Here is a 25,128-nt window from a genome sequence, read left to right as displayed (position 1 = left end):
TCGGGCATGTCCCGTCCCGTCGCGCTGATCACCGGACCGACGTCGGGGCTCGGAGCGGGATTCGCCCGCCGATATGCCCGCGACGGGTATGACCTGGTGCTGGTCGCCCGCGACACCGCCCGCCTGGAACAGCTCGCAGCCGAATTGCACGACGAGGCGGGCGTCGGCGTCGAGGTGCTGCCTGCCGACCTGGCGGTGGCCGCCGACCGGGCCAAGGTCGCCGAACGGCTGCGGTCCGGTGTGCAGGTTCTGGTCAACAACGCCGCGTTCGGCACGTCCGGTGAATTCTGGACCGCTGAATTCGCCCGGCTGCAGGCCCAATTGGATGTCAATGTCACCGCCGTGATGGAGCTGACGCACGCGGCGCTGCCGACGATGGTCGAGGCGGGCAGGGGCACCGTGATCAACGTGGCCAGTGTTGCAGGTCTGATCCCGGGACGCGGGTCGACGTATTCGGCGTCCAAGGCGTGGGTGGTCTCGTTCAGCGAAGGGTTGGCCAACGGGCTGGCGGGTACCGGGGTCGGCGTGCACGCGCTGTGCCCGGGGTTCGTCCGCACCGAGTTCCATGCGCGGGCAGGCATCGACATGGCGGATACGCCGTCGTACATGTGGCTCAAGGTCGACGACGTGGTGCGCGAATGCCTTGCCGAGGTGGCCAAGGGCAGGGTCGTCATCGTGCCGGGTCTGCAGTACAAGGTGCTCACCACCGGCAGCCGGCTGGTGCCGCGCGATTTTGTGCGTGCCATGACAAGGGTGGTAGGCAAGGGCCGTGGCAGAACCTGAGACACGGTGCGGGCACTGATCGCGGCGGTGACGGCGGTACTTCTCGTCGTTGCCACTGCTTGTTCGTCTGACAGTGCGCCGCGCCGCACCTACGAGGCACTCACGGCGTCGTTCGGTGCCTCACTGGCGGTGCTGGGCTGGAATTTCACGTTGAACAACCTGCGGTTCGACAGCGAGCACGTCCTCGTCGACGTCGACGCCTCGGCCGCGGGTGACCAACGAGCCAAACCCGAGGACCTCCGGTTCGGCCTGTACGGCGCACTGTCGCATCCACTCGAAGCCAACGGATTGGCCGGGTGTACCGGGGTGAGCAGCCTTGGTATCCGGCCGCTGGCCGCCTCCGGTCCCGACAAGCTCAGTGGCACAGTGTGTCTGGGTCCATTGCGGGACCAGAGCCAGGTCCGCGGGGTGTATGTCTATTCGCCGCGCGAGCGCATCCCGAAGACCACCGTGGCCTACCCGGCGGCCTTCCCCGTGGGCATGCTGCCCACCGACGCCGGCGACACCGGCATCGCGATCAAGACGACGACCGTCGACGCGTTCGGCGCCGACGGTGCTCAACTGGCCCCGACCGCGATGGGTGCACCCGACGCGTTCAAAGGCAATGGCTACATGCTGCTCGGCCTCGAGATCGACGGCCTGGCAAAGCGTTACCGGGACGACTCGGCGCAACGCGGCGGGCCGCTGATGGTCGTGGTGGCTCCGACACTGCCGCCGCCGGGGCTCAGTTACGCCTGCTCGGCATACGGGGCTTCGGTGCTGTTGCTGCCGGACGCATCGCGCGAAGCGGTGAACACCCGGACTTCGCTGTGCACTCAGGGCGAGATCAACGCTGCACTCCTCTACGCCACGGTGTCGGTGATCGGCACGCACGCGGCTCTGTGGACCAAGCCATGAGTGAGCCACTGGGGCCAACGGAATGGGGACAGACACCCGGCGTCGGTCCGTGGCCTGGACCGCTGCCCTCGGGAGACGATGCCGCGCACTACGACCCGGAACTCCTGCGCGAGGGCGATACCCGCAATGTCGTTGACGCCTATCGGTATTGGACCCGCGAAGCGATCGTGGCCGATATCGACCGACGCCGACATGCGCTGCACATCGCGATCGAGAACTTCGGCAACGACGCGAACATCGGCGCGGTGGTGCGGACCGCCAACGCGTTCGCTGTCCACACTGTCCACATCGTCGGCCGGCGGCGGTGGAACCGGCGTGGCGCCATGGTCACCGATCGCTATCAGCGGTTGCGCCACCACGACACCACCGCCGAACTGCTGGCCTACGCCGCCGAGGCGGGACTCACCGTCGTCGCCGTGGACAACGTGCCCGGTGCGACCCGGCTCGAACAGACCGAGTTGCCGCGCGACTGCCTGATGGTGTTCGGCCAGGAAGGCCCCGGAATCACGCCGGAAGCGCAGGCCGGCGCGGCGCTGACGGTGTCGATCGCGCAGTTCGGATCGACCCGCAGCATCAACGCCGGAGTTGCTGCCGGAATCGCCATGCACGCCTGGATCACTCGACACGCCGACATTTCGGCGGCCTGGTAGGGCAGGATCGGGGTCATGGATCAGCTATGGGCCAACCGCGCGGGCAGCGCCGAAGCTGCGATCATCCAACGACATCTGAGCAAACTCTGGTACCTGCCGGGTACTCAACTCGGTGTGGTGGCCTGGCCGTCGACGCCGAAGTATCGGCATTTCGGCACCTGGCACTACTGGTGGCAGGCGCACCTGCTCGACTGCCTGGTCGATGCGCAGGTGCGGGATCCGCAGCCGGACCGCAAGCTGCGGATCGAACGGCAGATCCGGTCGCACCATCTGCGCAACACCGGGTGGACCAACGACTATTACGACGACATGGCTTGGCTGGCACTGGCTTTGGAACGGGCGGGACGGCTGGCGGGGGTCGAGAAACGGGGTGCGCTCAAGAAGCTGTGTGAGCAGTTCGTCAACGCCTGGGTGCCCGAGGACGGCGGCGGAATCCCATGGCGCAAGCAGGACCAGTTCTTCAATGCCCCGGCCAACGGCCCGGCCGGCATCTTCCTGGCCCGCTACGACGATCGGTTGCGCCGCGCCCAGCAGATGGCCGACTGGATCGACGACACGCTGATCGACCCGGAAACTCACCTGGTGTTCGACGGCATCAAGGCCGGTTCGATGGTGCGGGCGCAGTACACCTACTGCCAGGGTGTGGTGCTCGGCCTTGAGGTGGAGCTTGCGGTGCGCACTCAGGACCCCAGGCATTCCGAGCGGGTGCGTCGACTCGTCGCGGCGGTAGCCAAAGAGATGACCGAGGACGGTGTCATCAAAGGTGCCGGTGGCGGCGACGGCGGGCTGTTCAACGGGATCCTGGCGCGGTATCTCGCACTGGTGGCGACGACGCTGCCGGGTGACACCGCCGAGGATGCCGCCGCCCGTGACACCGCCCGGTCGCTGGTTCTGAAATCCGCGGAATCGGCGTGGGATTACCGCCAGACGGTCGACGGCCTCCCGTTGTTCGGCCCGTTCTGGGATCGCAACGCCGAGGTGCCCACGTCCGCGGGGCAGGAGGCCGAGTTCGTCGAGGGCGCGGTCAACGCTTCGGCGATACCCGAACGCGACATGTCGGTGCAGGTGTCGGGGTGGATGCTGATGGAGGCCGCCCACACCCTGGCCGACGAAACTGAGGCGTGAGCAGCCTGCTACGACGCGGGCAGCACCTTGGTCAGACCCTCCAGCGACGGCGCCCGCCCGTGCTCGATGTGGGCCAGCGCGAGCGCACCGGCCAGATCAGGATTGCCGGCGTAGATCGCGTCGCACAGCGCTCGATGCTCTGCGTACTCCACCTCGGGATCACGGTCGGCGGTCAATGCGAACACCCAGCGCATGCGGCCCAGCAGCGGCGCCATCGTGGTGGCCAACAGCGAATTGCCCGCCATCGCCACGATCTCGGCGTGAATCTCGGTGTTGGTCTGGCGGATCGCGACGACGTCGCCCGAGCGGGTGGCACGCAGGGCGGCGACGACGATCTGCTGCAGTTTGTCCCCGGCGCGCCCTCCGGCGCTCGCGAGAGCCGCTTGCCGCGCGGCCAGCACCTCGAGTGACACCCTCAGATCGAACAGTTCGACGACGTCGCGCACTGTCAGTTGGGTGACCACCGCACCACGGTTCGGGCTGGTGGTCACAAAGCCTTCGACTTCGAGCTGGCGCAGCGCCTCGCGTACGGGTATCCGGGACATCTGCAGGTTTTCCGAGAGGTCGCGCTCGCGCAGCCGGCTGCTCGGCGGGTACCGGCCCTCGATGATGCCCTCGCGTATGGCGTGTGCCGCCACCTGCGACATGGAGGTGGTGCTCTCGCCTCCATGCGCCCGGTCTGTCGACATGCTTCGCCCTCCCCGCCGGGCGGCAGGCCGACGATGACCGGGCCCGGCTGATCAAGGCTAGTCAGCCGGTTGTCCGCTCACCGGAAAGGGTCCGGTTCATTTAGTCCCCCGCTGATCGTGGATACATCTGGAGTACGGCCGTCCATCGGTGCGTGAGGTGAGGCAGTCGGAAGCGGGCAGGGCGAAGGCGCCGATGCGATGGGCAGGTCGTGTGACGGGCTAGGCGGCCGTCTTATCGGTCCCTGAGGTTTTTGCCTGATGCATCAGCTACATGCGTGAAATGGAGGCGAGGCGGTGGGATTGCCGAAGGGTGGGCGCTGGCCCAATTCCGTTGGGATTCTGCGGTTCTGGTCGTCGTCGACAGGGACACCCGCGCCGGCGAATTGAGCAGGCCAGTCTTCCCGCGCGCACCGACATGGCTGCGACGCACCTGTGAAGGTGTAGCAGCCAACACTCGCGTTGTGTCGGCTGGGGGATATGTGAGCCCAACTTCGGGCTGCGCACCGCTAATTAGCGTGCGTGATCCAAGTGTGCGCTGTGACGTGGCGGAGTGCGGGTACGTGATGCCTTTAAGTCGGGCATGAATCAACATTGACAAATGATCGATCATTGCGCAAAATTGGCGTGTGACGTAAGTCACGCATCTGACGGGTCTTGCATTCCAGACCCGGCTCCCTTCCCTCTACATGGCAAGCAAAGGGGTTAAGCAGAATGACCACTGTTGACAAGAGGCCGTCTTCACGCGGTTACGGTGATTGGCGGCTTTCAGACATCCCGCAGTACAAAGACGGCATCAGCACCTACGAATTCGTGCGTGCCACACACGAGGCCGATTATCGGACGCATCAGGCGGAACCTGTCGCTGGGCGTACGTTCGGTTTCAACGGGATTGGTCGCCTCACTGAGGTGGCACTTCACATGCCGACCAAGTACACGCTGCACGATCAGAGTTCGCAATACAAGGAATCTCCGTCCTTCTTTCAGGGATTGATGGGTGTTCCAGACCGCGGCCCAGTTGATCTCGCCGCATTCCAGCGCGAAACCGAAGAGCTGGCAACGGCATTCGAGAACAACGGCATCAAAGTGCACTGGGTTGACTATCCGGAGGAACCCGCGAATCCATACGGCCCCTTGATGGGTCATGTGTTCTTGTCGTGGGGATCGATCTGGCGGGGTGGCTCGGTCATCTCGCGTTTCGGCTTCCTGCCGGGCATGGTCGGCGTCAGTGAGTACTTGGCGAAGTGGGCGTGGAACACCCTCAACATCCCTCCGCTCGTTGCCATCACAGAGGGCGCAATGGAGCCGGGTGCATGCAATATGATCGCTGACGAGGTTCTCGTCACCTGCTTGTCGGCCTCCTACGACCAGCGTGGGACTGATCAGTTGGTCGCTGCCATCTCGAAGACCAGTGGTACCGAGGAGTTTCACAACCTCCAGCTGCGGCCTGCAGTGGAAGGGTTCTTCAACAAGGCCACGGGCGCGTGCGCGCACCCCGATATCAATATCAACGCAATCGATGTCGGCAAGCTCGTGGTCTCGCCGGCGGCACTGGATTGGGATGCGCGTACTTGGCTGTATGACAATAACTTCGAGCTCATCGAGGCCGATCCTGACGAGCAGCGCGAGTTCCTCGCTCCGTGCAACGTCTTGCTGCTCGAGCCGGGCAAGGTGATCGCCCACGCAGACTGCCACAAGACCAATCAGAAGATCCGGGACGCTGGGGTCGAGGTCATCGAAGTCACCGGCACAGAGATTCGCAAGGCATGCGGCGGAATCAAGTGCCGCGTGATGCAGATCAACCGTGAGCCCGGCCCGACGCTCGCTGACGTCCGCAACCGGGTTTGGCGTTAGGAGCGACTACCACCGTGACGGGGTGCGGTTTGGGCAACCAAGCCGCACCCCGCATTAACCGCCCGCGGCGTTCCCTAGACTGTATTGCTATGCCCAATATTGGCGAGTCCTCGCCGCCAGTCCGAGGATTGCCTCTACGGGAACAGATTCTGCAGGTTCTCATAGACGGACTGGTTCGCGGCCGCTGGAGTCCGGGTGATCGGATCGTAGAACGCCATGTTGCCGCGGAACTCAATGTCAGCCAGGCTCCGGTTCGGGAAGCGCTCCGGGATCTGGAGGCATTGCGGCTTGTCACGTCTGTGCCGAACAAGGGCGCACGCGTTCGTGATATCGGCCCCGACGATCTTTTCGAACTGTATCCAGTTCGAGCGAACTTGGAGGGTCTGGCGGCTAGTTTGGCGGCTGACAGGCTTGCCGAGGATACCTCTGCACTGCAACGCTGTGCCGACGCGATTCGCCGGGCAGCTGACGAGGGTGATATCGAGATGCAGGTGCGCGCCAGCGTCGCCTTTCATCGCGAGATAGTTGCCAGTTCAGGCAATCGTGTCCTTTTGTCAGTGTGGGAATCTCTCGGGATCGAAGTTTGGACAAACGTCTCGCTTCGGATGCTTCGAACACAACTCCAGGAAAACGTGGACGACCACGACGCAATTGTCGAGGCGTTCAAGACTCGTGATCCCGATGTCGAACGCCTCGTCCGCGAACATGTGCTGTCGTACTGTTACGGGAGTCCTCCGGGATAGCCTCGCAATGCGATCGGCTTCGACTGTCCACAAAGTCGACAACCTCCGCTACTGCAACGTATGTGCACGGAAGTAGTCTCGGTCACCAATCATGGCGTGCGCGAGGTCTCAGCTCGTAGGCACGTGCCTCCGCGATGAGTAGGCGATCTTCGTACGACCGGGCGCCGGTTTCGGTGAGTTCGCGATTTACGATTCTGGAGAATCGTTCGCGCAGAACAGATGTTGTGATGCCGAACTCTATGAAGGTCTCGTCGGCGGGCGGTCCTCCGTAAGGTGCCCACGACAGGACGTATCGGAGCACGTGACGTTCATTCGTGTCCATTCCGTTAGCCGGTTCCGCGGTGCTACCAGCCGCGCTCGGCGAGCCTGTGCGGTTGTGGGATGTCGTCGACGTTGATGCCGACCATGGCCTCACCCAGCCCGCGCGACACCTTGGCCAGCACGTCGGAGTCGTCGTGGAACGTGGTGGCCTTCACGATCGCCGCGGCCCGCGCAGCCGGGTTGCCCGACTTGAAGATGCCGGATCCGACGAACACACCCTCGGCAAGCAGGGCTGCCGCCAGCGATGCAGCCGAGCCCACCTCACCTTGGCAGCCCGCCTCGGCCCCTGATATCGGTGCAGGCTCCTCGCACAGGGTGCCGGTCGCGTCCGCGGCCGGCCTGGAAGGGATCGCGGTGTCATCAGGGTCGGCTGCGCCACCTATGGCGGAGGTCATTTGAGAACCTTTCGGGAGTCGCCGCCGATCTTCGGATCAGACTGTTTTGCAAAGGCTTCCGGAGGTGGGCATGAACACACGAGATTGCGGTCACCGTGCACCCCGTCGATCCTCCGCACCGGCGGCCAGTACGTGGTCGCCCGCAACGAGGCCACCACCGGGCAGGCAGTAAGGCAGTGTCCGGCTGGACATCGATACGGGACGCCCTCCCAGCTCTATCCCGAAACCTAAGAGTCGGTGCGATGAGCTCTACAGCTTGGGTAAGTACCGGTTCTCCCGCCGCGAGTCAGTGGCGTATACAGTTGTGGTGATTCACGTTGCACCGCGACCGCAAAATCGTCTCTAACCGATTCCGCTGTCTTACTTACACTTTCGCAACGGCGATGCTGACAGATGGTCGATGGAGGACACAGGCGCCTCCCTCGATGGTGCTGACCCTGGCCTGTCAGGCGGACGAAACGGAATCGGCCGCATCGAGTGCGGTGATGGTTGCCGAAAGAACCTGAACACCCGCTGCAATGTCGGCGAAGTCTGTCCATTCGTCGGGGCAGTGACTGCGTCCCGCTCGGGACGGGACGAAGATCATGCCCATGGGGCACAGTCGGGCGAGATGGACCGCATCGTGGGTAGCCCCACTGGGTACCGCCTTCCATGAGAGACCTGACTGTTCTGCCGATGTAGCGGCGAGATCCTGGATCTGCGGCGCCGAATGGACGATCTCGTTGTCGGTGGTCCAGTCGAACTCGACGTCCACTCCTTCCGAACGCGCTTCATCGACGATGTCGGTCACGACCTGCTGCTTGGCCAATGAGAGCCACTCGGTGTCGATGCTACGGAACTCGGCTCGCATCTGGACCTCGCCGGGCACGACGTTCGGTGATGCCATACCGTTCGCAAGCCGGGTCGTGGTGGCCACGCCGTGTAACGGTGCACCACAACCGATTCGCTGTACCGCGAGCACAGCGCGCGCGGCCGCGACCATCGCGTCCCGGCGATCGTCCATCGGCCTCGTCCCAGCATGATCGGGTCTGCCGAGGAACATCGCGAGTACGCGCTCGATGCCCGCGATCGCGGTCACCACACCGATCTGCGTTTCGTGACGCTCGAGCACAGGACCCTGTTCGACGTGCAGTTCGACGTAGCTGTGCAATGGGGTATTGCGCAGCCACCGGGCAGAAATCGCCGCAGAAGGGTCCAGCCCGAAAGTGTCGTACCGGTCACCGAGTCGCTGGCCCTGGCCGTCTCTGCGCTCCAGGTCCGCTGCCGTCAACTCGCCCGCGAGCGATCGACTGCCGAGGCAACTGAGGCCCCAGTCGTTGGACTCCTCTCCGAGGAAATCGACCACGATCAGATCTCGCGTGAGTGTGATGTCATTCTCCCGCAGTTGTCGCACCAGCTCGAGGGCACCCATCACACCGACGATGCCGTCGAAGCGGCCTCCCCCTGTGACGGTGTCGGTGTGCGAACCTGTGATGAGTGCCGGTGCGCCGGGCGAGCTTCCGCGCAGAACCCCGACGATGTTCCCGGCCGGGTCGGTGTGTACCTCGAGACCGCAGCGACGCATCTTCGCAGCGACCAGGTCGCGCGACGATCTGTACGGTTCGCTGAACACCTGCCGTGTCCAGCCATGTTGGTCGGGTTCGCGCAACATCGAAAGTTCGACGATGTCGGACTCGATTCGCCCGGCCAGTGGCTCGAATGTTCTTGTGGACAACGAAATTCCTAAGAGTGGTCGAGAACGGTGATGAGATGGGACCGACTACTGGCCGGCCCGGGTGACGAAGCGTCCACGGCCGGATTCGCCGATGTACTGTCCATCCTTGGCGATGAGTTCCCCGCGGGAGTAGACGGCGGTCACGGCACCCGGAATGGTCCAGCCCTCGTAAGGCGTGTAGTCCATCCGCTGTTGTTGGGTGGCCGCGGAGATTGTCGTGCGGCCCCGGGGGTCGAGCACCGTAATGTCGGCGTCAAAGCCGGCGGCGATCGCGCCCTTGGAAGTCAGGCCGAACTGTCGGGCAGGTGCGGTCGAGGTCAGATCGACGAACTTCTGCATCGAAATCCGATTTTGCACAACGCCTTCGGAGTACATCACCATCATCCGGTGTTCCACACCAGGTCCGCCGTTGGGAATCAGGCGGAAGTCGTGTTCGCCCAGGCGCCGCTTCTCTGCGAGGCAGAAGGGGCAGTGGTCAGAGCTTACGACCCCGAGCGAGCCGGCGCGCAATCCTCGCCACAACGCGTCGCGGTGCGTCTGTGTGCGCAGCGGGGGAGTGAGGACCACCTTCGCAGCCTCGAACCCCGGCTGGTCGTAGAGTGCCCGGTCCAGTGTCAGGTAGTGGGTGCAGGTCTCACCGGCGATCGCCCAGTCGTTGGCCCGTGCTTCTGCTACGGCCTCGACCGAACCCTCAGTAGAAAGGTGCACGAAATACAATGGTGCATCGGCCATCCGGGCGATGCGGATTGCCCGGCGGACAGCTTCGACCTCCGTCGAAGGCGGCCGCGAGATCTCGTGTGAGGCCGGCCCGGTCCGTCCGTCCGCTATCAGGTCGGCCGCGAGCCGGTCGATCACATCGCCGTTCTCTGCATGTACGCAGACTTGCCCGCCGGCCTTGCTCGACTCCCGCAGGACATCGAACAACGCCCCGTCGTGCAGCATCAAGGTGCCACGGTAGGCCATGAACACCTTGAAGCTGCTGACCCCGGACTGCACGATCTCCGGAAACTCATCGACGGCGTTGTCGTACAGATCGGTCACGCACATGTGGAACCCGTAGTCGATGACCGCCTTGCCCTGCGCCTTTGCGTGGTGGGCCTCCAGCGATTCCAAGAGGGTCTTGCCGGGCAGTTGCATCGCGAAGTCGACCACCGCGGTCGTGCCGCCGCAGGCCGCTGCCCGGGTGGCGCTCTCGAAGTCATCAGCGGTGACCGTGCCCATCATCGGGGAATCGATATGAGTGTGAACGTCTACACCACCGGGGACCAACAGTGAACCTGAATGGTCGATACGATCCAATCCGTCGATCGCGATACCGTCGAAACTGCCGACGGCTACGATCGTGCCGTCCTTGATGAGCACGTCGGCATCTACTGTCGTCGTGCTGTTCACCACGGTCCCGCCGGTCAGTAATGTGTATGCGGTCATGTGCTACTCCTCGTTGTTGGGCGGGATCAGCAGTGACAGTGATCCCGGACTCAATTTCTGCTGTTCTCAGTCGAATTGGTATGTGCAGACGTTCGCCTTCCGGGGCGCAGTCCACTCACTCGCGGTCGGGATCAGCCGCCGATGGCACTCATGGGACGAACCGGCTGGACGAACCCGTCGGAGTCCATGGCGTGACCGGCGAGCTTTCCCAACATGGCCGCCCGCCAGGCGTGGACGATTTCGTCCTCGCTGCCACCTCGGCGAAGTATCGAGCGCAGGTCAGTTTCCTGCTGGCTGAACAGACAACTGCGGACCTGGCCGTCGGCGGTCAGTCGCGTGCGATCACATGCCCGACAGAACGGGTGGGTAACCGAACCCACGATGCCGACCCTTCCGGGCCCCCCGTCGACCAAAAACTCCTCGGCCGGTGCTGATCCGCGTGGTTCCGGTGCACGCGACAAGTGAAATGTACTGCCGAGGAGCCGCAGGGTCTCGTCCGCGGAGATCATCTCGGACCGGCTCCATTGCCGCTGTGCGTCGAGCGGCATCTGTTCGATGAATCTCAGCTGATAGCCGTTCGCGAGGCAGTAGCGAAGCAGCGGCACGGCATCGGATTCGTTGATGCCACGCAGCAGGACGGCATTCACCTTGACCGGAGTGAGTCCGGCTTGCACGGCCGCCGCTAGACCGCTGAGAACGTCGTCGAGCCGATCGCGGCGGGTGATGGCCACGAACCGGTCCCTGTCGAGCGTGTCCAGCGATACGTTGACGCGGTCGAGCCCGGAATCGGCCAGCGCGTTGGCGTGGCGTCCAAGGTGTATTCCGTTGGTGGTGAGTGACATTTGCGGCGTCGGGGTGAGCTTCTTGATACGCGCGAGCAGGTCGACGAGCCTCTGTCTCAGGAGCGGCTCGCCCCCCGTGAATCGCACCTCTCGCACTCCCAGTCTTTCCACGGCGATCCGGATAAGTGCGAATAGTTCGTCGTCGGAAAGGATCTCAGCACCAGGTAGCCAGTCCAGCCCTTCCGCAGGCATGCAGTAGCGGCAACGCAGGTTGCATCGGTCGGTCAATGACACTCGCAGGTCGGTGGCAACTCTGCCGAACTTGTCCCGGAGAACCGAGGGCGTGCGCTCCATCGTCATCGGACGAGATGTTCCAGAGGCTGTGAGGTTACCCGGATGGACTCGTTGGCGGGATGGATCGCGCCCTTCGATTTCCGGAGCCGCGCACCGCTGCCGCCCCGGGCCTCGGCGATAATCTCTGCCGCAACCGACACCGCTGTCTCCTCAGGGGTATGCGCACCCAGATCGAGTCCGATGGGCGAGTGCAGGGACGCGAGTTCGGTTTCGGTGACGCCACATTCACGTAGCGCGGCGAGGCGCTTGTGGTGGGTCCTGCGGCTTCCCATCGCTCCGACGTACGCCACCGGCAGGCGCAGGGCGGTGGTGAGTACGGGGATGTCGAACTTCTCGTCGTGGGTGAGAACGCAAATGACTGTGCGTTCGTCGGTAGTGGTTTCCTGAAGATAGAGATGGGGCCAGGACACCACGACCTCGTCGGCTGCCGGAAAGCGGGCCACCGTAGTGAATGTCGGACGCGCGTCGCAGACCGTGACGTGGTAACCGAGGAACCTTCCGATCTCGGTAACGGCCCGCGCGAAGTCGATGGCGCCGAACACGATCATCCGTGGGCGGGGAGCGAAACTCTGTACGAGGAACACCTGTTCCCCACAAGCTGCGCCGTTGCGCCCGCACTCGATCACGCCGTCCGCCGCCCGATCTAGGAGGGCGCGTGCCGAGTTCGTGACCATCGTGTCGGTATCCCGATCGCCGAACGATCCGCTGAGCCCGCTCGGGCCGAGGAGAAGGTGGGCGCCGATGTGCTCGCCCGGGGTGGCCTCGGGCGCCTCGGAACCACCTGCAACGCGAGTGATGACAGCAGCCGGTGCGGCACTGATGCGATCCGTGCCTAACGCCCTTAGGTCAACGGAGTGGTCGTCGGGAGCCGGCCGAACGAACACCTCCAGGATCCCTCCACAGGTCAGGCCCGTCTCGAAGGCGTCTTCGTCGCTGATCCCATAGCGCACCAACTGTGGTTGTCCCGTTGCGAGCACTTCCTCCGCCACGGCGTACACCGCGCCTTCGACGCACCCGCCGGAGATGCTGCCCACGACGTCACCGGCCTCAGAGACCGCCATCGACGCCCCAGTTCCGCGTGGCGCGGAGTGCCAGGTCCGAACGATGGAGGCCACCGCGAACCGCGTCCGCGAGCGCTGCCAGTCGGACAGTTCGGTGAGGATGTCGCGCATCAGCGCCTCCGTTCGACAATCGACTGCGGGAGGGTGGCGATGAACCGCAATCGTTTGGAATGCCAAAACGGACTCTACGTCCCGTCGCCGCGTTCGACAAGGGAGCACCCGAAGGCATCGATGTCCACGTGGGGCTGACTGCGTGCCTCAGTCGCCGGACTCGCCGGGGAACAGGCTGGCCAGCGCGAGTTTGCAGCTGTGCCTGACGTGTCCGATCGCGAACTCACGCGCTGCAGACTCGTTGTGAAATGCAATGAGCTGCACGAGGATTGCGTGCTCGTCCAGCAGTCTGGACCAGTCCTCGTTCTGTTGCATGAGCCACCGCATGCGCCCCTGCAGCGGCTGGATCAGGCGATGCAACTGTTCGTTGGCCGCGATCTCGGAAACGACGTCGTGGAAGTCGGCGCTGAGCCGGTGCAGCACTGTTTCGTCGGTGGCCGAGCGGGTTTCGTCCAAGAGGTGGTTCAGCCGGTCGATGTCTTCCGGTGTCGCACGACGTGCGGCGAGTGCGGTCACAGACGGTTCGAGTGCTTCGCGGACTTCGAAGAGGTTCTCGACGTCCCGGCGGGTCCAGCGGCGGACCGTTACTTTGCGCGGGGTCTCGGCGACCAGAAAGCCTTCGAAGATCAAAACTTGCAGCGCTTCCCGGACGGGGCTACGTGATACCCCGAGCTGTTCGGCGACGGAACGCTCGACGAGGCGGTCGCCGGGACGGAGTTCGCCCTCGATGACCTGGCGTCGGATCTCCTGGGTCACCTCTTCGCGCATCGCGGCCAGCGCTGTGCTGGGGGCAGGGGCGCCAGCCAGTGGTTCCGGAGCGTTTGTCGCCATGCGTCAAAGTGTGGCAGACCCGTCGGTGCCCGCCTGTTCATTCGATCGGGTTCTGGAATCTGTCGCAGGGTTTGGAATACCAAACCTTGACTGGATGTCGGATCGGGAGCATCATTGTCGCAATCGTTTGTGTGATTCATCTCCCATCGGCCTGCGGTTGGCCCGTCACGGACTCACGTCCCGCACGAATTGGTTGCCGCGCACATAGGAAGTACACATATGACGTCAGCGAAGCCCAGAAAGCTTCCACTGCTGCAGGAATCGTTCACCGACGACCCCGTGGTGGTGCAGCGGCAGAAGATCGACGATTACGCGGCACATGTCGTCCCGATGACCTGGCGAGCCGGTCGCTGGTCGATGTCCATGGCGTGGTACGCCCTGGCCAGCGCGATGGCATGGTTGTTGACCGCGGGCGTCGCCGCGGTACAGGTCGGACCGCGAGACGCGTTGATCGGAGCAGGCCTGTCGGTCTTCGCCTACAGCGGCATCTGTTCGGCCATGGCGACGTACGCCGCTCGGACAGGGACGAACGTAAACATGTTCTCCCGCATGATCTTCGGGCTCCGCGGCGGTGTCATCGCCACTCTGGTGCTGTTCGCGATCGCGACGTTCTACGCCACCTTCGAGGGCGCTGTCGTCGCGCACGCATTCTCGGTGGAGTTCGGTGGACCGTCCCTGAGCATCTGGTACCTGATCGTTGTGTTGTACAGCGTGCCCTTGGCGGTCGGCGGTGTGCGGGTTTTCCTCGACAAGTTCAACGGCGCACTGCTGCCGATCTACATCATCGGGCTCGTCGCCGCGGTGGTGTGGACAATCAGTGAACGCGGGTACAAAGCAGATTGGCTCAGCGGTCAGGGCACCTCGACCGTCGCGGGGCCGGGTTGGGTCTACAGCTTCTCGCTCTACATGGGTGTGTGGGTGCTGATGATGTTCACCGGGGACCTTGCGCGTCAGGCAAAGGTCGAGGATCTGAGGTTTCACCGATGGTTCACCTTCGGCCCTGTGTTCCACGGCTTCACACTGTTCGTCAACGCAGTGGTCGGGATCTTCCTTGCCGAGCACCTGGTTGTCGGCGAGCTCACCGAGTTGTCCGCGGTCGACGGCATGCTCGCACTGATGGGGGTCTGGGCGGTGGCCCTGATCTGGGTCACGCAGAGCCGGATCAACACCGCGAATTACTATGTGGCATCGAGCAATCTGGCGAATCTTGTCGGCCGGGTAATCCCACGAAGCATCCCGCGCTGGGTCTGGGTGGTCGTCCTCGGCGCCCTGGTTTACCTGCTCATGCTGCAGGACCTGCTGCACAAGCTGTCTATTGCCCTGCAGTACAGCGGAATCATCACGGTCGCCTGGGTGGGTGCGGTCCTCGCATACATGCTGTGGGCAAAAGTCCAAGGCATCCCACCGGAGAACGTTGAGTACCGGCCCGGCCGGGTGCTCACGGTGAATTGGACCGGCGTGATCGCCTGGGTGGCCGGCACCGCTGTCGGGGTTGTATTGCTCAACTGGGGCGGTTCGGTCGGCCTGACGTGGTTTGCGCCCGGGGCCGTGGTCGTGTCGTTCGTGGTGTACAGCGTGGCACTGCTGATCAAGGGTGATGCCAGCTTTGTACTGTCGCGACCGGCGGACCCGCGTAGCGAGGTTGCCGACGCTTGGGAATCACGCATCAGGTGTCACCACTGTGGTCACTCCTATGTCGCTCAGGAGATGGATCGCGATCCCAGTACCGGTCACCAGGCCATCTGCTGTGAGTGTGCTGCCGCCAGTCGCCAGTTCCTCGAGGCAGCGCACCACGAGGCGACCACCGCCGAAAGGATCCAAACCACCTTGAAATGTCAACTGGCCATGAGGGTTTTCACCTACTTCCTCAATCGCACACCTGAGGTCGCGTCGCTGTTGGAGGGCTGGGACAAGACGCTGCAGTTCGACCTTGAAGGCGAACGGGCGTTCCACATCGTCGTCGAGGAAGGACGAGCACGAGTCGTACGCGGACAGGCTGTGAACGCCGATGTCGTCATCGAGGCGCCGGCGGAGCTGTTTCTGACGATGATGCTCGACACCGGTGTTGCCGACGAGTCGTACATGAACAAGAAGTACGAGGTATACGGGCCGCCTGCGGACGCGACCCGGTTCCGCTACCTCGGCGAGAAAGTTCAGGAGTGCCATCCGCTCATCTTCAAACCGTTGCACAAGCTTGCCCCGATCGCCCTTCGAGTGATGTAGGAAATCCGATGCCGACACTGTTGTTTCAACCCGAGGACTACCGCTTCCCGACTTCGATCGATGAGGTGTTGACAACGCTGGCAGAGCAGGGCGACAAGGCTCGGGTGATCGCCGGTGGGACAACCGTTCACGAGCTGGCGTACCGCCGTGCGATGGGAGACGTCCGCACTCTGCTCGATGTCACTCGGCTTCCGCTGCGCCAGATCGCTGAGGCGACCGGAGCCATGCATCTGGGAGCGACGATCACCTTTACCGAATTGGCGGAATATATTTCAGCACACCACCCGTCGACCCTGGCGATCATCACCGATGCGATCGCCGGCATCCGACCCATGCAGATCCGCAACGTCGGGACCGTCGGCGGGTCCATCTGCTCGAGCCTGCCGTTCTTCGACTTGCCGGCAGCGCTGGTCGCGCTCGACGCGAGGGTCACCACGCACGCTGTGACGCGGGCGCCGCGCACCATACCGATCGAGGATTTCTTCCACGACTTCTTCCTGCCGGACCTCCGATTCGGCGAGTTCCTCACGGAGGCGGAATTCACGCTGCCAGTGCATAATTCGTCGGGATCTTTCCAGAAGTTCGAGTCAAACTCAGTCGACTGGGCGCTGGTCAGCATCGGTGTGCAGGTAAGCGTCGACGCCGGCCGGTTCACGTCGGTCCGCATCGCGCTCGGTGGTGGAATCGGCCGCAAGGTCACCCGCGCCATAACTGTCGAGAATGCCCTGCTCGGAGCGCCGGTCGAGGACCAGGTCATCGAGAAGGCCGTGGCACACGTCGCCGACGACGTTCGCGCTTTCAGCGACTTCCGTGGTTCGGCAAAGTTCCGCAACCACCTGCTCAAGGTCTATGTCGCCCGGTGCCTGAAACAAGCAGCAAGGAGAATCCGATGACCCGCACCAACGACCCCCGACACGCCGCCCCGCGGACAGCGCCGAGAACTGACGAACCCGCGCCTCCTAAAACCGCACGCACCCGGGTGCTCAACATCGTCGTCAACGGCGAGTCGCATGCGGTCGCTGTCGGACCCTATGAAAGCCTGAACTCCGTTCTGCGGGACCGACTCAACCTCACCGGCACCAAGCGTGGGTGTGACACCGGTGGTTGTGGCACGTGCACAGTTCAGGTAGACGGGCAGGCCGTCTATTCCTGCATGTATCCGTCGCTGCGCGCCGAGGGCAAGGATGTCGCCACCGTTGAGGGATTGTCCCGCAACGGTGTTCCCAGCTCGATGCAGCAGGCCATGGTCGACGGTGGCGGAATCCAGTGCGGATACTGTACGCCCGGTGTGCTCATGGCCTGCGACGCCATCTTTCGGGAGCACCCCCAGGCCGGCGCCGAAGTCATCGCCGAGGAACTCGCCGGAAATCTCTGTCGCTGTACTGGTTACGTGAAGTTGGTCGAGGCACTAGCCAAGGCTGGAATGACGCAGAAGGAGTCACAGTGACCGAGACCATGCCGGTTTCCGCCGAGTACCACAACATCGGCAGGCGTGTTCCCAAGTTCGACGCCGTGCACAAGGCCACCGGACAATTGAAATTTGTCGGGGACATCCGGCTGCCGAGAATGCTGGACATCAAGATTCTGCGTAGCCCCCACCCGCATGCAGAGATCGTCCGGATCGACATCACACGGGCGCTGGCCATCCCCGGGGTCAAGGCGATCATCACCCACGAGGACGCACCGGCGCACCCATACGGTCGCGAGTTCGCGCTGCCCCCGGAGTACATGCCGCGGGACAACTTTGTCATCCCGGACAAGGCGCGGTATGTCGGTGATGTGGTGGCCGCCGTCGCCGCGACTAGTGTGGAGATCGCTGCGAAGGCCGTCGCGGCGATCGAGGTTGAGTACCGGAAGCTGCGTGCTGCGCTCGATCCGTTCGAGGCGATCGCGCCGGGCGCACCCCAGGTGCATCGCACCGTCTTCTGGGGTGATGAGCGAGACGACCTGTCGGGCAACATCTTACGGACCGTGAAAATGGGTGTCGGCGATATCGACAAAGGTTTCGCGGAGGCAGATCTCGTCATCGAGAACACGTTCGCGGTGCCCAAGCAGCAGCAGAGCCCCATGGAGCGTCGCTGCATCGTCGTTGACCCGCGCCCCGACGGGCGGCTCGACGTGTGGGCCACCACGCAATCCATCCACGGACTTCGCCACAACATGGCACGCGCACTTGGCATCCCGTACAGCCGGATCAACGTCCATCAGGTGTTCCTCGGTGGGGCGTTCGGTGCCCGACTGGACATGAACGTCGACGAACCGATCGCGGCTCTGCTGGCCATGAAGGCTGGCCAGCCGGTCCGACTGCAGCTGACGCGCGAGGAGGACATGATGTCCACCAGCCGGCATCCTGCGACGGTGACGCTGAAGACGGGTGCCCGACGGGACGGCACGCTGGTCGCCCACCAGATGGTCGCCCACGTCGACACCGGCGCCTATGCCTGCTCGGGGGAATGGGTGACCAAATGCATGGGTGGGTGGTTCATGTCCATGTACCGCGTCCCGAATCAGGACTTCACGGGTCACGTCATCTACACCAACACGCCGCCCGCTGCGGGCTTCCGCGGATTCGGCAACCCGCAAGCCAACGTTCCGGTGGAGTCCCACATGGACATGCTGGCCGACAAACTGGGTATCGATCCGGTGGAGATGAGGCTGCGCAACTATATTCGCGAAGGCGATGCCTACTATGCGCAGGGACCCAACGTCATCGACTACATCAAGAGCTGTGGTGTCGAGGAGATCCTGACCGAAGGTGCACGCCGGATCGGCTGGCACCGTCGCGCACAGTTGGCACAGCAACCGAAGACCCAGAAGGTCCTCAAGGGAATCGGGATGGGACGTGCGTTCCATACATCTGGCTGCGGCCAGGCCAACGAGGTGTCAGACATTCTCGAGTACGCCGGCAGCATCATCAAGATGAACGAGGACGGCACCGCCAGCCTCACCACTGCGTTGATCGACATGGGCACCGGAAATCTCATGGGCCATGCGCAGATCGTTGCCGAGGTTCTTGGCCTGCGGGTCGAGGATGTCATCGTCAATACGACCGATACGGATTCGTCTCCGTACGACGTGGTTACACACGCCAGCCGTAGTACCTACGTGTCGGGAATGGTCGCGAAGCTATGCGCGGAGAAGGTTCGAACGATCCTGTGCGAGATGGCTGGTCGCATCCTGGAGGCCGACCCGGGCGACATCGTGCTGGTGGGGGGACGAGCGCAAGTGACAGGTCCGTCAGTGGCCGGCGCGTCGCAACCCTCGATCAGCATCATGGAGATCACCCGGACCGCGCAGATGCGGCAGTGGGGCACCATCATGGCGGAGGAGAGTCGTCGCGCGGTGACGACCGCATCGCATTTCACCTGCAAGTTCATCGAGGTGTCGGTAGACACTGAGACAGGGCACATCTCGATCGACAAGGTCGTCGCGGGATCCGATGTGGGCCAGGTGATCAACCCGGTTCTCGTCGAAGGACAGATCCACGGCGGGGCTGCGCAGGCGTTCGGTTACGCGCTCCTCGAAGAGATCCAAGTGGACCGCGAAACTGGCAGAACCCTCAACGCTGACTACCTGAACTACAAGATTTTCACGTCAAGGGACATGTGCCGTGATTTCGACGTCTTCTTTGCTGCCACACACGAAGACTCGGGCCCGTTCGGGGCCAAGGGAATCGGCGAGGCTGCCAACAATGACGGAGCCGGTGCGGTGGTCAATGCCGTGGCCAATGCGCTCGGGGTGCACATCAAGGAATTGCCTTTGACGCCAGAACGTGTTCTCAAGGCACTCGGGAAAATCTGATGCCGGGCCTGGGCTGCGCAGGGTATCCCAGTATCGGAGTGTTCTTCCACGGATGGGCGACCCCCGACCGTCAGGATGCAGAAGTGTTGGACGAGATCCTCGAATCCACTGAGCGCGCTGATCGCCTTGGCTTCGATATCGCCTGGTACACCGAACAACACACACATTCGTTCGGCAACATCTGGGGGCGGGTGGCAGCACCGCAGTTGCTGATCGCCAATGCCGCGGCCCGGACCGACACCATCGGTCTGGGATCGGCGGTCCGACTGGCCGCCGACGTCAATGCGTCGACACTGGTTGAAGAGATGCTCACCTTGGACGCCCTCACCGACGGGCGGGCCCAATTCGGATTCGGCGCAGGCATGGCCGGAGTCGGACAGGGGTACCGATCACGTGAACTGCGCCGGACGGCCCTGCGTACGCGCGTCGGTGAGGTGGCCGACATGCTCGAAGGGCGGCGGCACGCCACGCGGGAACCGATGGCGATGCAGATCCGCGATTTGAGTGATCGCATTCACGTGGCTTCCATCGACGAACGAACCATCGAACTGGCCGCTTGCCGCGGATTTGGTTACTTTGCAGGACTATTCGGAGGTGCACGGCAGGCCGAATTGGTCAGGAGCTTCCGAGCGGCGGGAGGGCAGGGGCCCGCGCACGCGGTTCGAATGGTCTTCGTGGGAGCCGACGATACCGAGGCGCGGGATTTCGCGGAACCAGCGGTCATGCAGTTCTGGAGCAACTTCACCCCGCCGTCGCCCCAGTGGCGCACAGACGTCGCGAAAGCAGGAACGATGACCTACGAGCAGATAACTGCCGAATTGGGCTGGATCGTCGGAGGCCCCGAGAGCGTGACGCGCGATCTTCGCCGGTACATGGCGGAGTGCGGTCTCGACGGAATCGACGTGTCGTTCCACGCGCCGGGTCTCGACAGTGCGAGTGCCGACCGATCGATGGAACGGTTCGCCCGGCGCGTACTCCCGGGTATCCGCGCATCAGCCAGACTTAATTGCGGGTGACCCCGGCTCGATGTTCAACGAGGTGAGATCGGGGATGCAGGACAGTGCAGATCACCGTTCATCTTTTTGCCGGGGCTGCCGACGGCAGCGGATACAACGGCGACGTTGTTGACCTCATCGTCAGGCGATGCCCGCGGAGCTTCCCACGGTGTTTGTGGTGAGAGCGCATGAAGCCGATTGGTAAGCCGCTTTCGATGAACGGTCCGGTCGCGTCCTCCCGCGTGACACTGTCGACAGTCGCCAGTCGCGCAGGTGTCCACCCGTCCACGGTCTCGCGGGCGCTAAGCGATGACCCCGTCGGCGTGAGCAAACGGACCGTCGCGCGGGTTCGAGGGATCGCCGACGAACTGGGTTATTTCCGCGACATCACCGGCGCGTCGCTACGCACCGGACGGACACGGATGATCGGCGTCCTGGTGCCGCGCCTGACTGACGTTGTGCTCGCACAGATCTACGAGTCGATCGACGACGCAGCGCGTGCCGCCGGCTACAACACCGTCGTGGCCAACACCCGCGACGACCCCGCTGTGCAACGTCTCCGACTGGATGGCCTGCTTTCGCGTCGTGTAGATGGACTGATCGTGTGCGACCTCAGAGATGGGGACGAGCTTGCAGATCACCTGCTGGCCCTAGGCGTGCCATTCGTTCTCACGATGCGCCGCGTGGGCCGGCATCCATCCGTCACCACCGATGACCTCGAAGGTGGGCGATTGGCTGCCGAGCACTTTCTTGAGCTAGGCCATTCGGTCGTCGGTGTGATTGCGGGCGATCCCCTAACGAGTACAGGGCGTGAACGCCGCAACGGCTTCGTCGGACGATACGCGGAGGCCGGAATCACTGTCTCGGCGCACTACATCGTCGATTCCGCATTCGACGTCGATAGCGGGCGATCCGCTGCCGAGATATTGCTCTCGCTGAAGCCACAGCCATCGGCGGTGTTCGCGATCAATGACTTCACTGCGATCGGCGCCATCGGAGCATTGCGCGAGCATGGCCTCGAACTGGGCCGGGATGTCGCGGTGCTCGGGTACAACGACGTTCCGATCGCAGCACAGCTGTCTGTTCCACTGTCCTCGATCCGATCGCCTCTCGACGATATGGGCAGGTTGAGTACGGAAATGTTGCTCACCCGCCTCGATGGCGGGCACCCGTGTTCGATCAGGCTCAGCCCGACGCTCGTTGCTCGTGAATCCACGCTGTTGAGCGGCGTAGGCCCGCTCTCGCGGTAGGAATGGGGCTCTTGGGCTGAGTCAGCCCGTCAACTCCAGAGAGTCACATGCACCTTCGGGCGGAACCGGGCGCCCCCCACACCCGTGCCGCGGATCATCGCCTGGGTACAGCGCGGTGTGGTGATGAAGCGCACCAGCTCCGAGACGGCGGGCTGGCGGGCCGCGGTCGGCAGGGTCGAGGCCGACCACTCGCCGGAGACCTGCAGGCCCGATCCCTTGACGTGCACGAGCCGTCCGCTCGTCAGATCCTTCGCGACGGCAAAGCCGATCGTAGGCGTCACGCCGCCGACCCGCTGGACCTCGTCGAGAGCGGCGGCGTCGCTCTGGAAGATGCGCTGGCGCGCTTCGGGGATCGCGAGATCGCGCAGCATGGAAGCGATTTCGCCGTCCACACTCCCGCCTGACGGGCCCAGCAACCAGTGCTGCTCGCGTAGCAGGGCCGGGGTGGGGGTACGGGTGGCCAACGGACTGTCCGGTGAGGTGACGGTGATGATCTGGTACTTCAGGAAGGGCCGCACGGCGATCTCCCGGCCGGTGCTGTCCGCGGCCGGGCCGAGTGCGATGTCGACGGCACGCGAGGCGATCAGGTGCGCGAACTGGCCCGCCGGATGCACGCTGAGTTCGACCGAAAGGTCGTCGGCGCGTGAGGAAAACAGTTCGATGAGTCCCGGCGCCGCGTGCTCCGCGAAGGCGCTCGACGCCGCGATGCGCAGCAGCCGTCGGCCGTGCGCGGCTTCGGTCACCTCGATGGCGGTCTGTTGCTGCAGGCCGAGGATTTCGATGGCACGGCTGGCCAGCCGCAGCCCACCCGGGGTGAACGCGAGCCCGGCCGCGGTCCTGGTGAACAGGGGATCGTCGAGCTCCTTGCGCAGTTGGGCGACGTGCATCGACACTCCGGCGTCGGAGACGCCCAGCTCTTCCGCGGCCGCGCGCACCGAACCGAGCCTGACCACCGCCGAAAATGCACGCAGTTGCGCAGGTGTCACGTTTGAAGCCTAGATTGATTCTCGTGAGAGAGGTGCTGAGCACTCTGTTAGCAGTCTGGCGGACGGGTGGCACCGCAGGCCTCGGGACAGTGGTGCGCACATTTCGATCGGCTCCGCGCCCGCCCGGTGCGGCGATGGTGGTGACGCCCGACGGCACGGTGAGCGGCTCGGTGTCGGGTGGTTGTGTCGAGGGTGCGGTCTACGACGTGGCGTCCGAGGTGCTGGCCACGGGGATACCCGTCCTGCAGCGCTACGGGGTCAGTGACGACGCTGCCTTCGAGGTCGGGCTGACGTGCGGCGGAATCCTCGATGTCTTCGTGGAACCGGTGTCGCAGAGCACTTTTGGTCAACTCGATGCCATCGCCGCCGACATCGACGCGCACCGCCCCGTCGCGGTCGCAACGGTCATCGCCCACCCCGACGCTGCCTGGGTCGGCAGGCGGCTGGTGGTGCGGCGCGACCCGGGGGACGGTCCGGTCGACGGCGCCCTGGGCTCGCCCCGGGCGGACGCGGCGGTGACCGACGATGCGCGCGGCCTGCTGGCGGCGGGCCGCAGTGAGGTGCTGACCTACGGCCCGGACGGGCAACGGCGTGGCGAAGGCATGGAGGTGTTCGTCGCCAGTCATGCGCCGCGGCCTCGCATGCTCGTGTTCGGGGCCATCGACTTCGCCGCCGCGGTCGCGCAGCAGGGCGCGTTCCTGGGTTACCGCGTCACCGTGTGCGACGCCCGCCCGGTGTTCGCCACCTCGGCGCGGTTCCCGACGGCCGACGAGGTCGTCGTCGATTGGCCACACCGTTACCTGGCCGCGCAGGCCGCCGCGGGTGCCATCGACGCCCGCACGGTGATCTGCGTGCTGACCCACGACCCGAAGTTCGACGTACCGCTGCTCGAGGTGGCACTGCGGTTACCCGAGCACGCCCGCGCCGCCTACATCGGTGCGATGGGATCGCGGCGCACCCACGAGGACCGGCTGGATCGGCTGCGCGAGGCGGGGCTGACCGAGGCTGAGCTCGCCGGGTTGTCCAGCCCGATCGGATTGGACCTCGGCGGCCGGACCCCGGAAGAGACCGCGGTGTCGATCGCGGCGGAGATAGTGGCCCGGCGATGGGGCGGCGGCGGCCGTCCGCTGGCCGAGACCGGCGGCCGGATCCACCATGAGCTGGGCAACGGGAGTCGCAGCCGGCGAGTTAAGTGATCGCTTAACTCGCTATTGACGCTGACGTCGGGCAGGCGTGAGCTGGTTCGCATGCAAGTTCCCGGCCCCTTCGAGTACGAACGCGCGACCAGCGTCGACCACGCCGTCGGTCTGCTGGACAGGTTGGGCGAGGACGCCAGGATCGTCGCCGGCGGGCACAGCCTGCTGCCGATGATGAAGCTGCGCATCGCCAACCCCGAATACCTCGTCGACATCAACGACCTCGCCGCCGAGCTCGGCTATATCGTCACCGACCCCACCCTGGTGCGCATCGGCGCGATGGCCCGGCACTGTCAAGTGCTGGAGTCCGATCCGCTGGCCGCGGTGTGCCCCATCTTCCGCGACGCGGAGCAGGTGATCGCCGACCCTGTCGTGCGCAACCGGGGCACCCTCGGCGGGTCGCTCTGCCAGGCCGACCCGGCCGAGGACCTGACCACCGTGTGTGCCGTCGTCGGGGCGGTGTGCCTGGTACACGGACCGGCCGGGGACCGGGAGATCCCGGTCGACGACTTCCTGGTCGGCCCGTATGAGACCGCGCTGGCCCACAACGAGATGCTCACCGAGGTGCGCATCCCGGTACGGCATCGCACCTCCAGCGCATACGCGAAAGTGGAACGGCGAGTGGGAGATTGGGCCGTGACGGCCGCCGGCGCGCAGGTGACTGTGGACAACGGCTCGATCGCGGTCGCCCGCGTCGGCCTCACCGCGGTGAATGCCGACATGGGTGCCCTGCGTGAGCTGGCGGAGTCCCTGGCAGGCAAACCGGCGACCGAAGAGACCTTCGCCGCGGCGGGAGCAGCCGCCGCGCAGGCCTGTGAACCGGTCAGCGATATGCGCGGCAGCGCCGACTACAAGCGCCACCTCGCGTCCGAACTGACCATCCGCACGCTGCGCACGTCGGTCGAGCGCGTGCGCAACGCCCCTGCACTGGAAGGGAATTAG

At 64.4% G+C, this 25,128-nt stretch carries 21 protein-coding genes and 3 pseudogenes; 14 read left to right on the top strand and 10 right to left on the bottom strand.

The annotated features are described in order from the left end of the window. The first annotated feature begins 6 nt into the window (after positions 1-6). From BTO20_RS32505 to BTO20_RS32490, 4 genes are read left to right on the top strand one after another with little or no spacing between them, the layout of a single operon-like run. The gene (locus tag BTO20_RS32505) at positions 7-783 is read left to right on the top strand and encodes an SDR family NAD(P)-dependent oxidoreductase (protein ID WP_087080101.1); all 777 of its coding nucleotides are present in this window, start codon (positions 7-9) and stop codon (positions 781-783) included. A 6-nt stretch (positions 784-789) separates the two neighbouring features. Beyond that, positions 790-1,680, top strand: coding sequence for a hypothetical protein (locus BTO20_RS32500; RefSeq protein ID WP_087080099.1), 891 nt, complete (start codon positions 790-792; stop codon positions 1,678-1,680). Then, positions 1,677-2,330 (top strand): TrmH family RNA methyltransferase, encoded by a 654-nt coding sequence (locus tag BTO20_RS32495; protein WP_087080097.1) that lies wholly within the window; start codon positions 1,677-1,679, stop codon positions 2,328-2,330. The genes BTO20_RS32500 and BTO20_RS32495 overlap by 4 nt, the downstream gene beginning before the upstream one ends. 15 nt (positions 2,331-2,345) lie before the next feature. Beyond that, positions 2,346-3,455, top strand: a complete 1,110-nt coding sequence (locus BTO20_RS32490) for a glycoside hydrolase family 76 protein (protein ID WP_087080095.1) — start codon at positions 2,346-2,348, stop codon at positions 3,453-3,455. Between the two features lie 8 nt (positions 3,456-3,463). Here the strand turns inward: BTO20_RS32490 and BTO20_RS32485 are convergent, their stop codons facing one another. Continuing rightward, on the bottom strand, positions 3,464-4,144 hold the full coding sequence (locus BTO20_RS32485; protein ID WP_198344149.1) for a GntR family transcriptional regulator: 681 nt from the start codon (positions 4,142-4,144) through the stop codon (positions 3,464-3,466). A gap of 711 nt (positions 4,145-4,855) precedes the next feature. Between BTO20_RS32485 and nnhA the strand changes: the two genes are divergently transcribed. Together nnhA and BTO20_RS32475 are read left to right on the top strand one after the other, a co-directional pair. After that, positions 4,856-5,995, top strand: a complete 1,140-nt coding sequence (gene nnhA, locus BTO20_RS32480) for a 2-nitroimidazole nitrohydrolase (protein WP_087080091.1) — start codon at positions 4,856-4,858, stop codon at positions 5,993-5,995. Positions 5,996-6,084: 89 nt separating this feature from the next. After that, a complete protein-coding gene (locus BTO20_RS32475; protein ID WP_087080088.1) occupies positions 6,085-6,738 on the top strand; it encodes a GntR family transcriptional regulator in 654 nt (217 codons plus the stop codon). Positions 6,739-7,082: 344 nt separating this feature from the next. Here BTO20_RS32475 and BTO20_RS40780 read toward each other — a convergent pair. From BTO20_RS40780 to BTO20_RS32445, 8 genes and pseudogenes are all read right to left on the bottom strand, one after another. Continuing rightward, positions 7,083-7,289: pseudogene (locus BTO20_RS40780) on the bottom strand (pyridoxal 5'-phosphate synthase lyase subunit PdxS); the annotation flags it as partial. Then, positions 7,290-7,454: pseudogene (locus tag BTO20_RS40775) on the bottom strand (L-serine ammonia-lyase, iron-sulfur-dependent, subunit alpha); the annotation flags it as partial. Continuing rightward, positions 7,451-7,582: pseudogene (locus BTO20_RS41420) on the bottom strand (hypothetical protein); the annotation flags it as partial. The pseudogenes BTO20_RS40775 and BTO20_RS41420, both read right to left, overlap by 4 nt. Before the next feature lie 317 nt (positions 7,583-7,899). Next, positions 7,900-9,168, bottom strand: coding sequence for a M20 family metallo-hydrolase (locus BTO20_RS32465; protein ID WP_198344147.1), 1,269 nt, complete (start codon positions 9,166-9,168; stop codon positions 7,900-7,902). A 45-nt stretch (positions 9,169-9,213) separates the two neighbouring features. Further along, entirely contained in the window at positions 9,214-10,596 is a 1,383-nt protein-coding gene (gene hydA, locus BTO20_RS32460) for a dihydropyrimidinase (RefSeq protein ID WP_087080086.1), read from the bottom strand. A gap of 131 nt (positions 10,597-10,727) precedes the next feature. Then, positions 10,728-11,738, bottom strand: a complete 1,011-nt coding sequence (gene moaA / locus BTO20_RS32455; protein ID WP_087080085.1) for a GTP 3',8-cyclase MoaA — start codon at positions 11,736-11,738, stop codon at positions 10,728-10,730. Continuing rightward, entirely contained in the window at positions 11,735-12,904 is a 1,170-nt protein-coding gene (locus tag BTO20_RS32450) for an XdhC family protein (RefSeq protein WP_087080082.1), read from the bottom strand. Before BTO20_RS32450 ends, moaA begins: the two co-directional genes overlap by 4 nt. A 147-nt stretch (positions 12,905-13,051) precedes the next feature. Further along, positions 13,052-13,735, bottom strand: a complete 684-nt coding sequence (locus BTO20_RS32445; RefSeq protein WP_087080080.1) for a GntR family transcriptional regulator — start codon at positions 13,733-13,735, stop codon at positions 13,052-13,054. A 219-nt stretch (positions 13,736-13,954) separates the two neighbouring features. On the opposite strand from BTO20_RS32445, the gene BTO20_RS32440 reads away from it, so the two are divergent. The 6 genes from BTO20_RS32440 (at position 13,955) to BTO20_RS32415 (ending at position 22,004) form a co-directional block, all read left to right on the top strand. Further along, complete coding sequence (locus BTO20_RS32440; RefSeq protein WP_087080078.1) at positions 13,955-15,958, top strand: SCP2 sterol-binding domain-containing protein; 2,004 nt, start codon at positions 13,955-13,957, stop codon at positions 15,956-15,958. 8 nt (positions 15,959-15,966) lie between these two features. Next, positions 15,967-16,851 carry an FAD binding domain-containing protein gene (locus tag BTO20_RS32435; protein ID WP_087080076.1) on the top strand — a complete coding sequence of 295 codons (885 nt, stop codon included), beginning with the start codon at positions 15,967-15,969 and terminating at the stop codon, positions 16,849-16,851. After that, positions 16,848-17,405 (top strand): (2Fe-2S)-binding protein, encoded by a 558-nt coding sequence (locus BTO20_RS32430; protein ID WP_087080074.1) that lies wholly within the window; start codon positions 16,848-16,850, stop codon positions 17,403-17,405. Before BTO20_RS32435 ends, BTO20_RS32430 begins: the two co-directional genes overlap by 4 nt. An 8-nt stretch (positions 17,406-17,413) precedes the next feature. After that, positions 17,414-19,759, top strand: coding sequence for a xanthine dehydrogenase family protein molybdopterin-binding subunit (locus BTO20_RS32425; protein WP_269770368.1), 2,346 nt, complete (start codon positions 17,414-17,416; stop codon positions 19,757-19,759). Continuing rightward, the gene (locus BTO20_RS32420; protein WP_087080070.1) at positions 19,759-20,775 is read left to right on the top strand and encodes an LLM class flavin-dependent oxidoreductase; all 1,017 of its coding nucleotides are present in this window, start codon (positions 19,759-19,761) and stop codon (positions 20,773-20,775) included. The genes BTO20_RS32425 and BTO20_RS32420 overlap by 1 nt, the downstream gene beginning before the upstream one ends. 167 nt (positions 20,776-20,942) lie before the next feature. Continuing rightward, entirely contained in the window at positions 20,943-22,004 is a 1,062-nt protein-coding gene (locus BTO20_RS32415; protein WP_232490918.1) for a LacI family DNA-binding transcriptional regulator, read from the top strand. Between the two features lie 29 nt (positions 22,005-22,033). Here the strand turns inward: BTO20_RS32415 and BTO20_RS32410 are convergent, their stop codons facing one another. After that, positions 22,034-22,990 carry a LysR family transcriptional regulator gene (locus BTO20_RS32410; protein ID WP_087080066.1) on the bottom strand — a complete coding sequence of 319 codons (957 nt, stop codon included), beginning with the start codon at positions 22,988-22,990 and terminating at the stop codon, positions 22,034-22,036. Between the two features lie 23 nt (positions 22,991-23,013). Here BTO20_RS32410 and BTO20_RS32405 point away from each other — a divergent pair, with 23 nt between their 5' ends. Then, positions 23,014-24,186: an XdhC family protein gene (locus BTO20_RS32405; protein ID WP_198344146.1), complete on the top strand. Its 1,173-nt coding sequence runs from the start codon at positions 23,014-23,016 to the stop codon at positions 24,184-24,186. A gap of 51 nt (positions 24,187-24,237) precedes the next feature. Beyond that, entirely contained in the window at positions 24,238-25,128 is an 891-nt protein-coding gene (locus BTO20_RS32400; protein WP_087080062.1) for an FAD binding domain-containing protein, read from the top strand.

This window comes from Mycobacterium dioxanotrophicus, from assembly GCF_002157835.1.
GTDB classification, from domain to species: domain Bacteria; phylum Actinomycetota; class Actinomycetes; order Mycobacteriales; family Mycobacteriaceae; genus Mycobacterium; species Mycobacterium dioxanotrophicus.
This window is presented reverse-complemented; position numbering and strand designations above follow the sequence as displayed.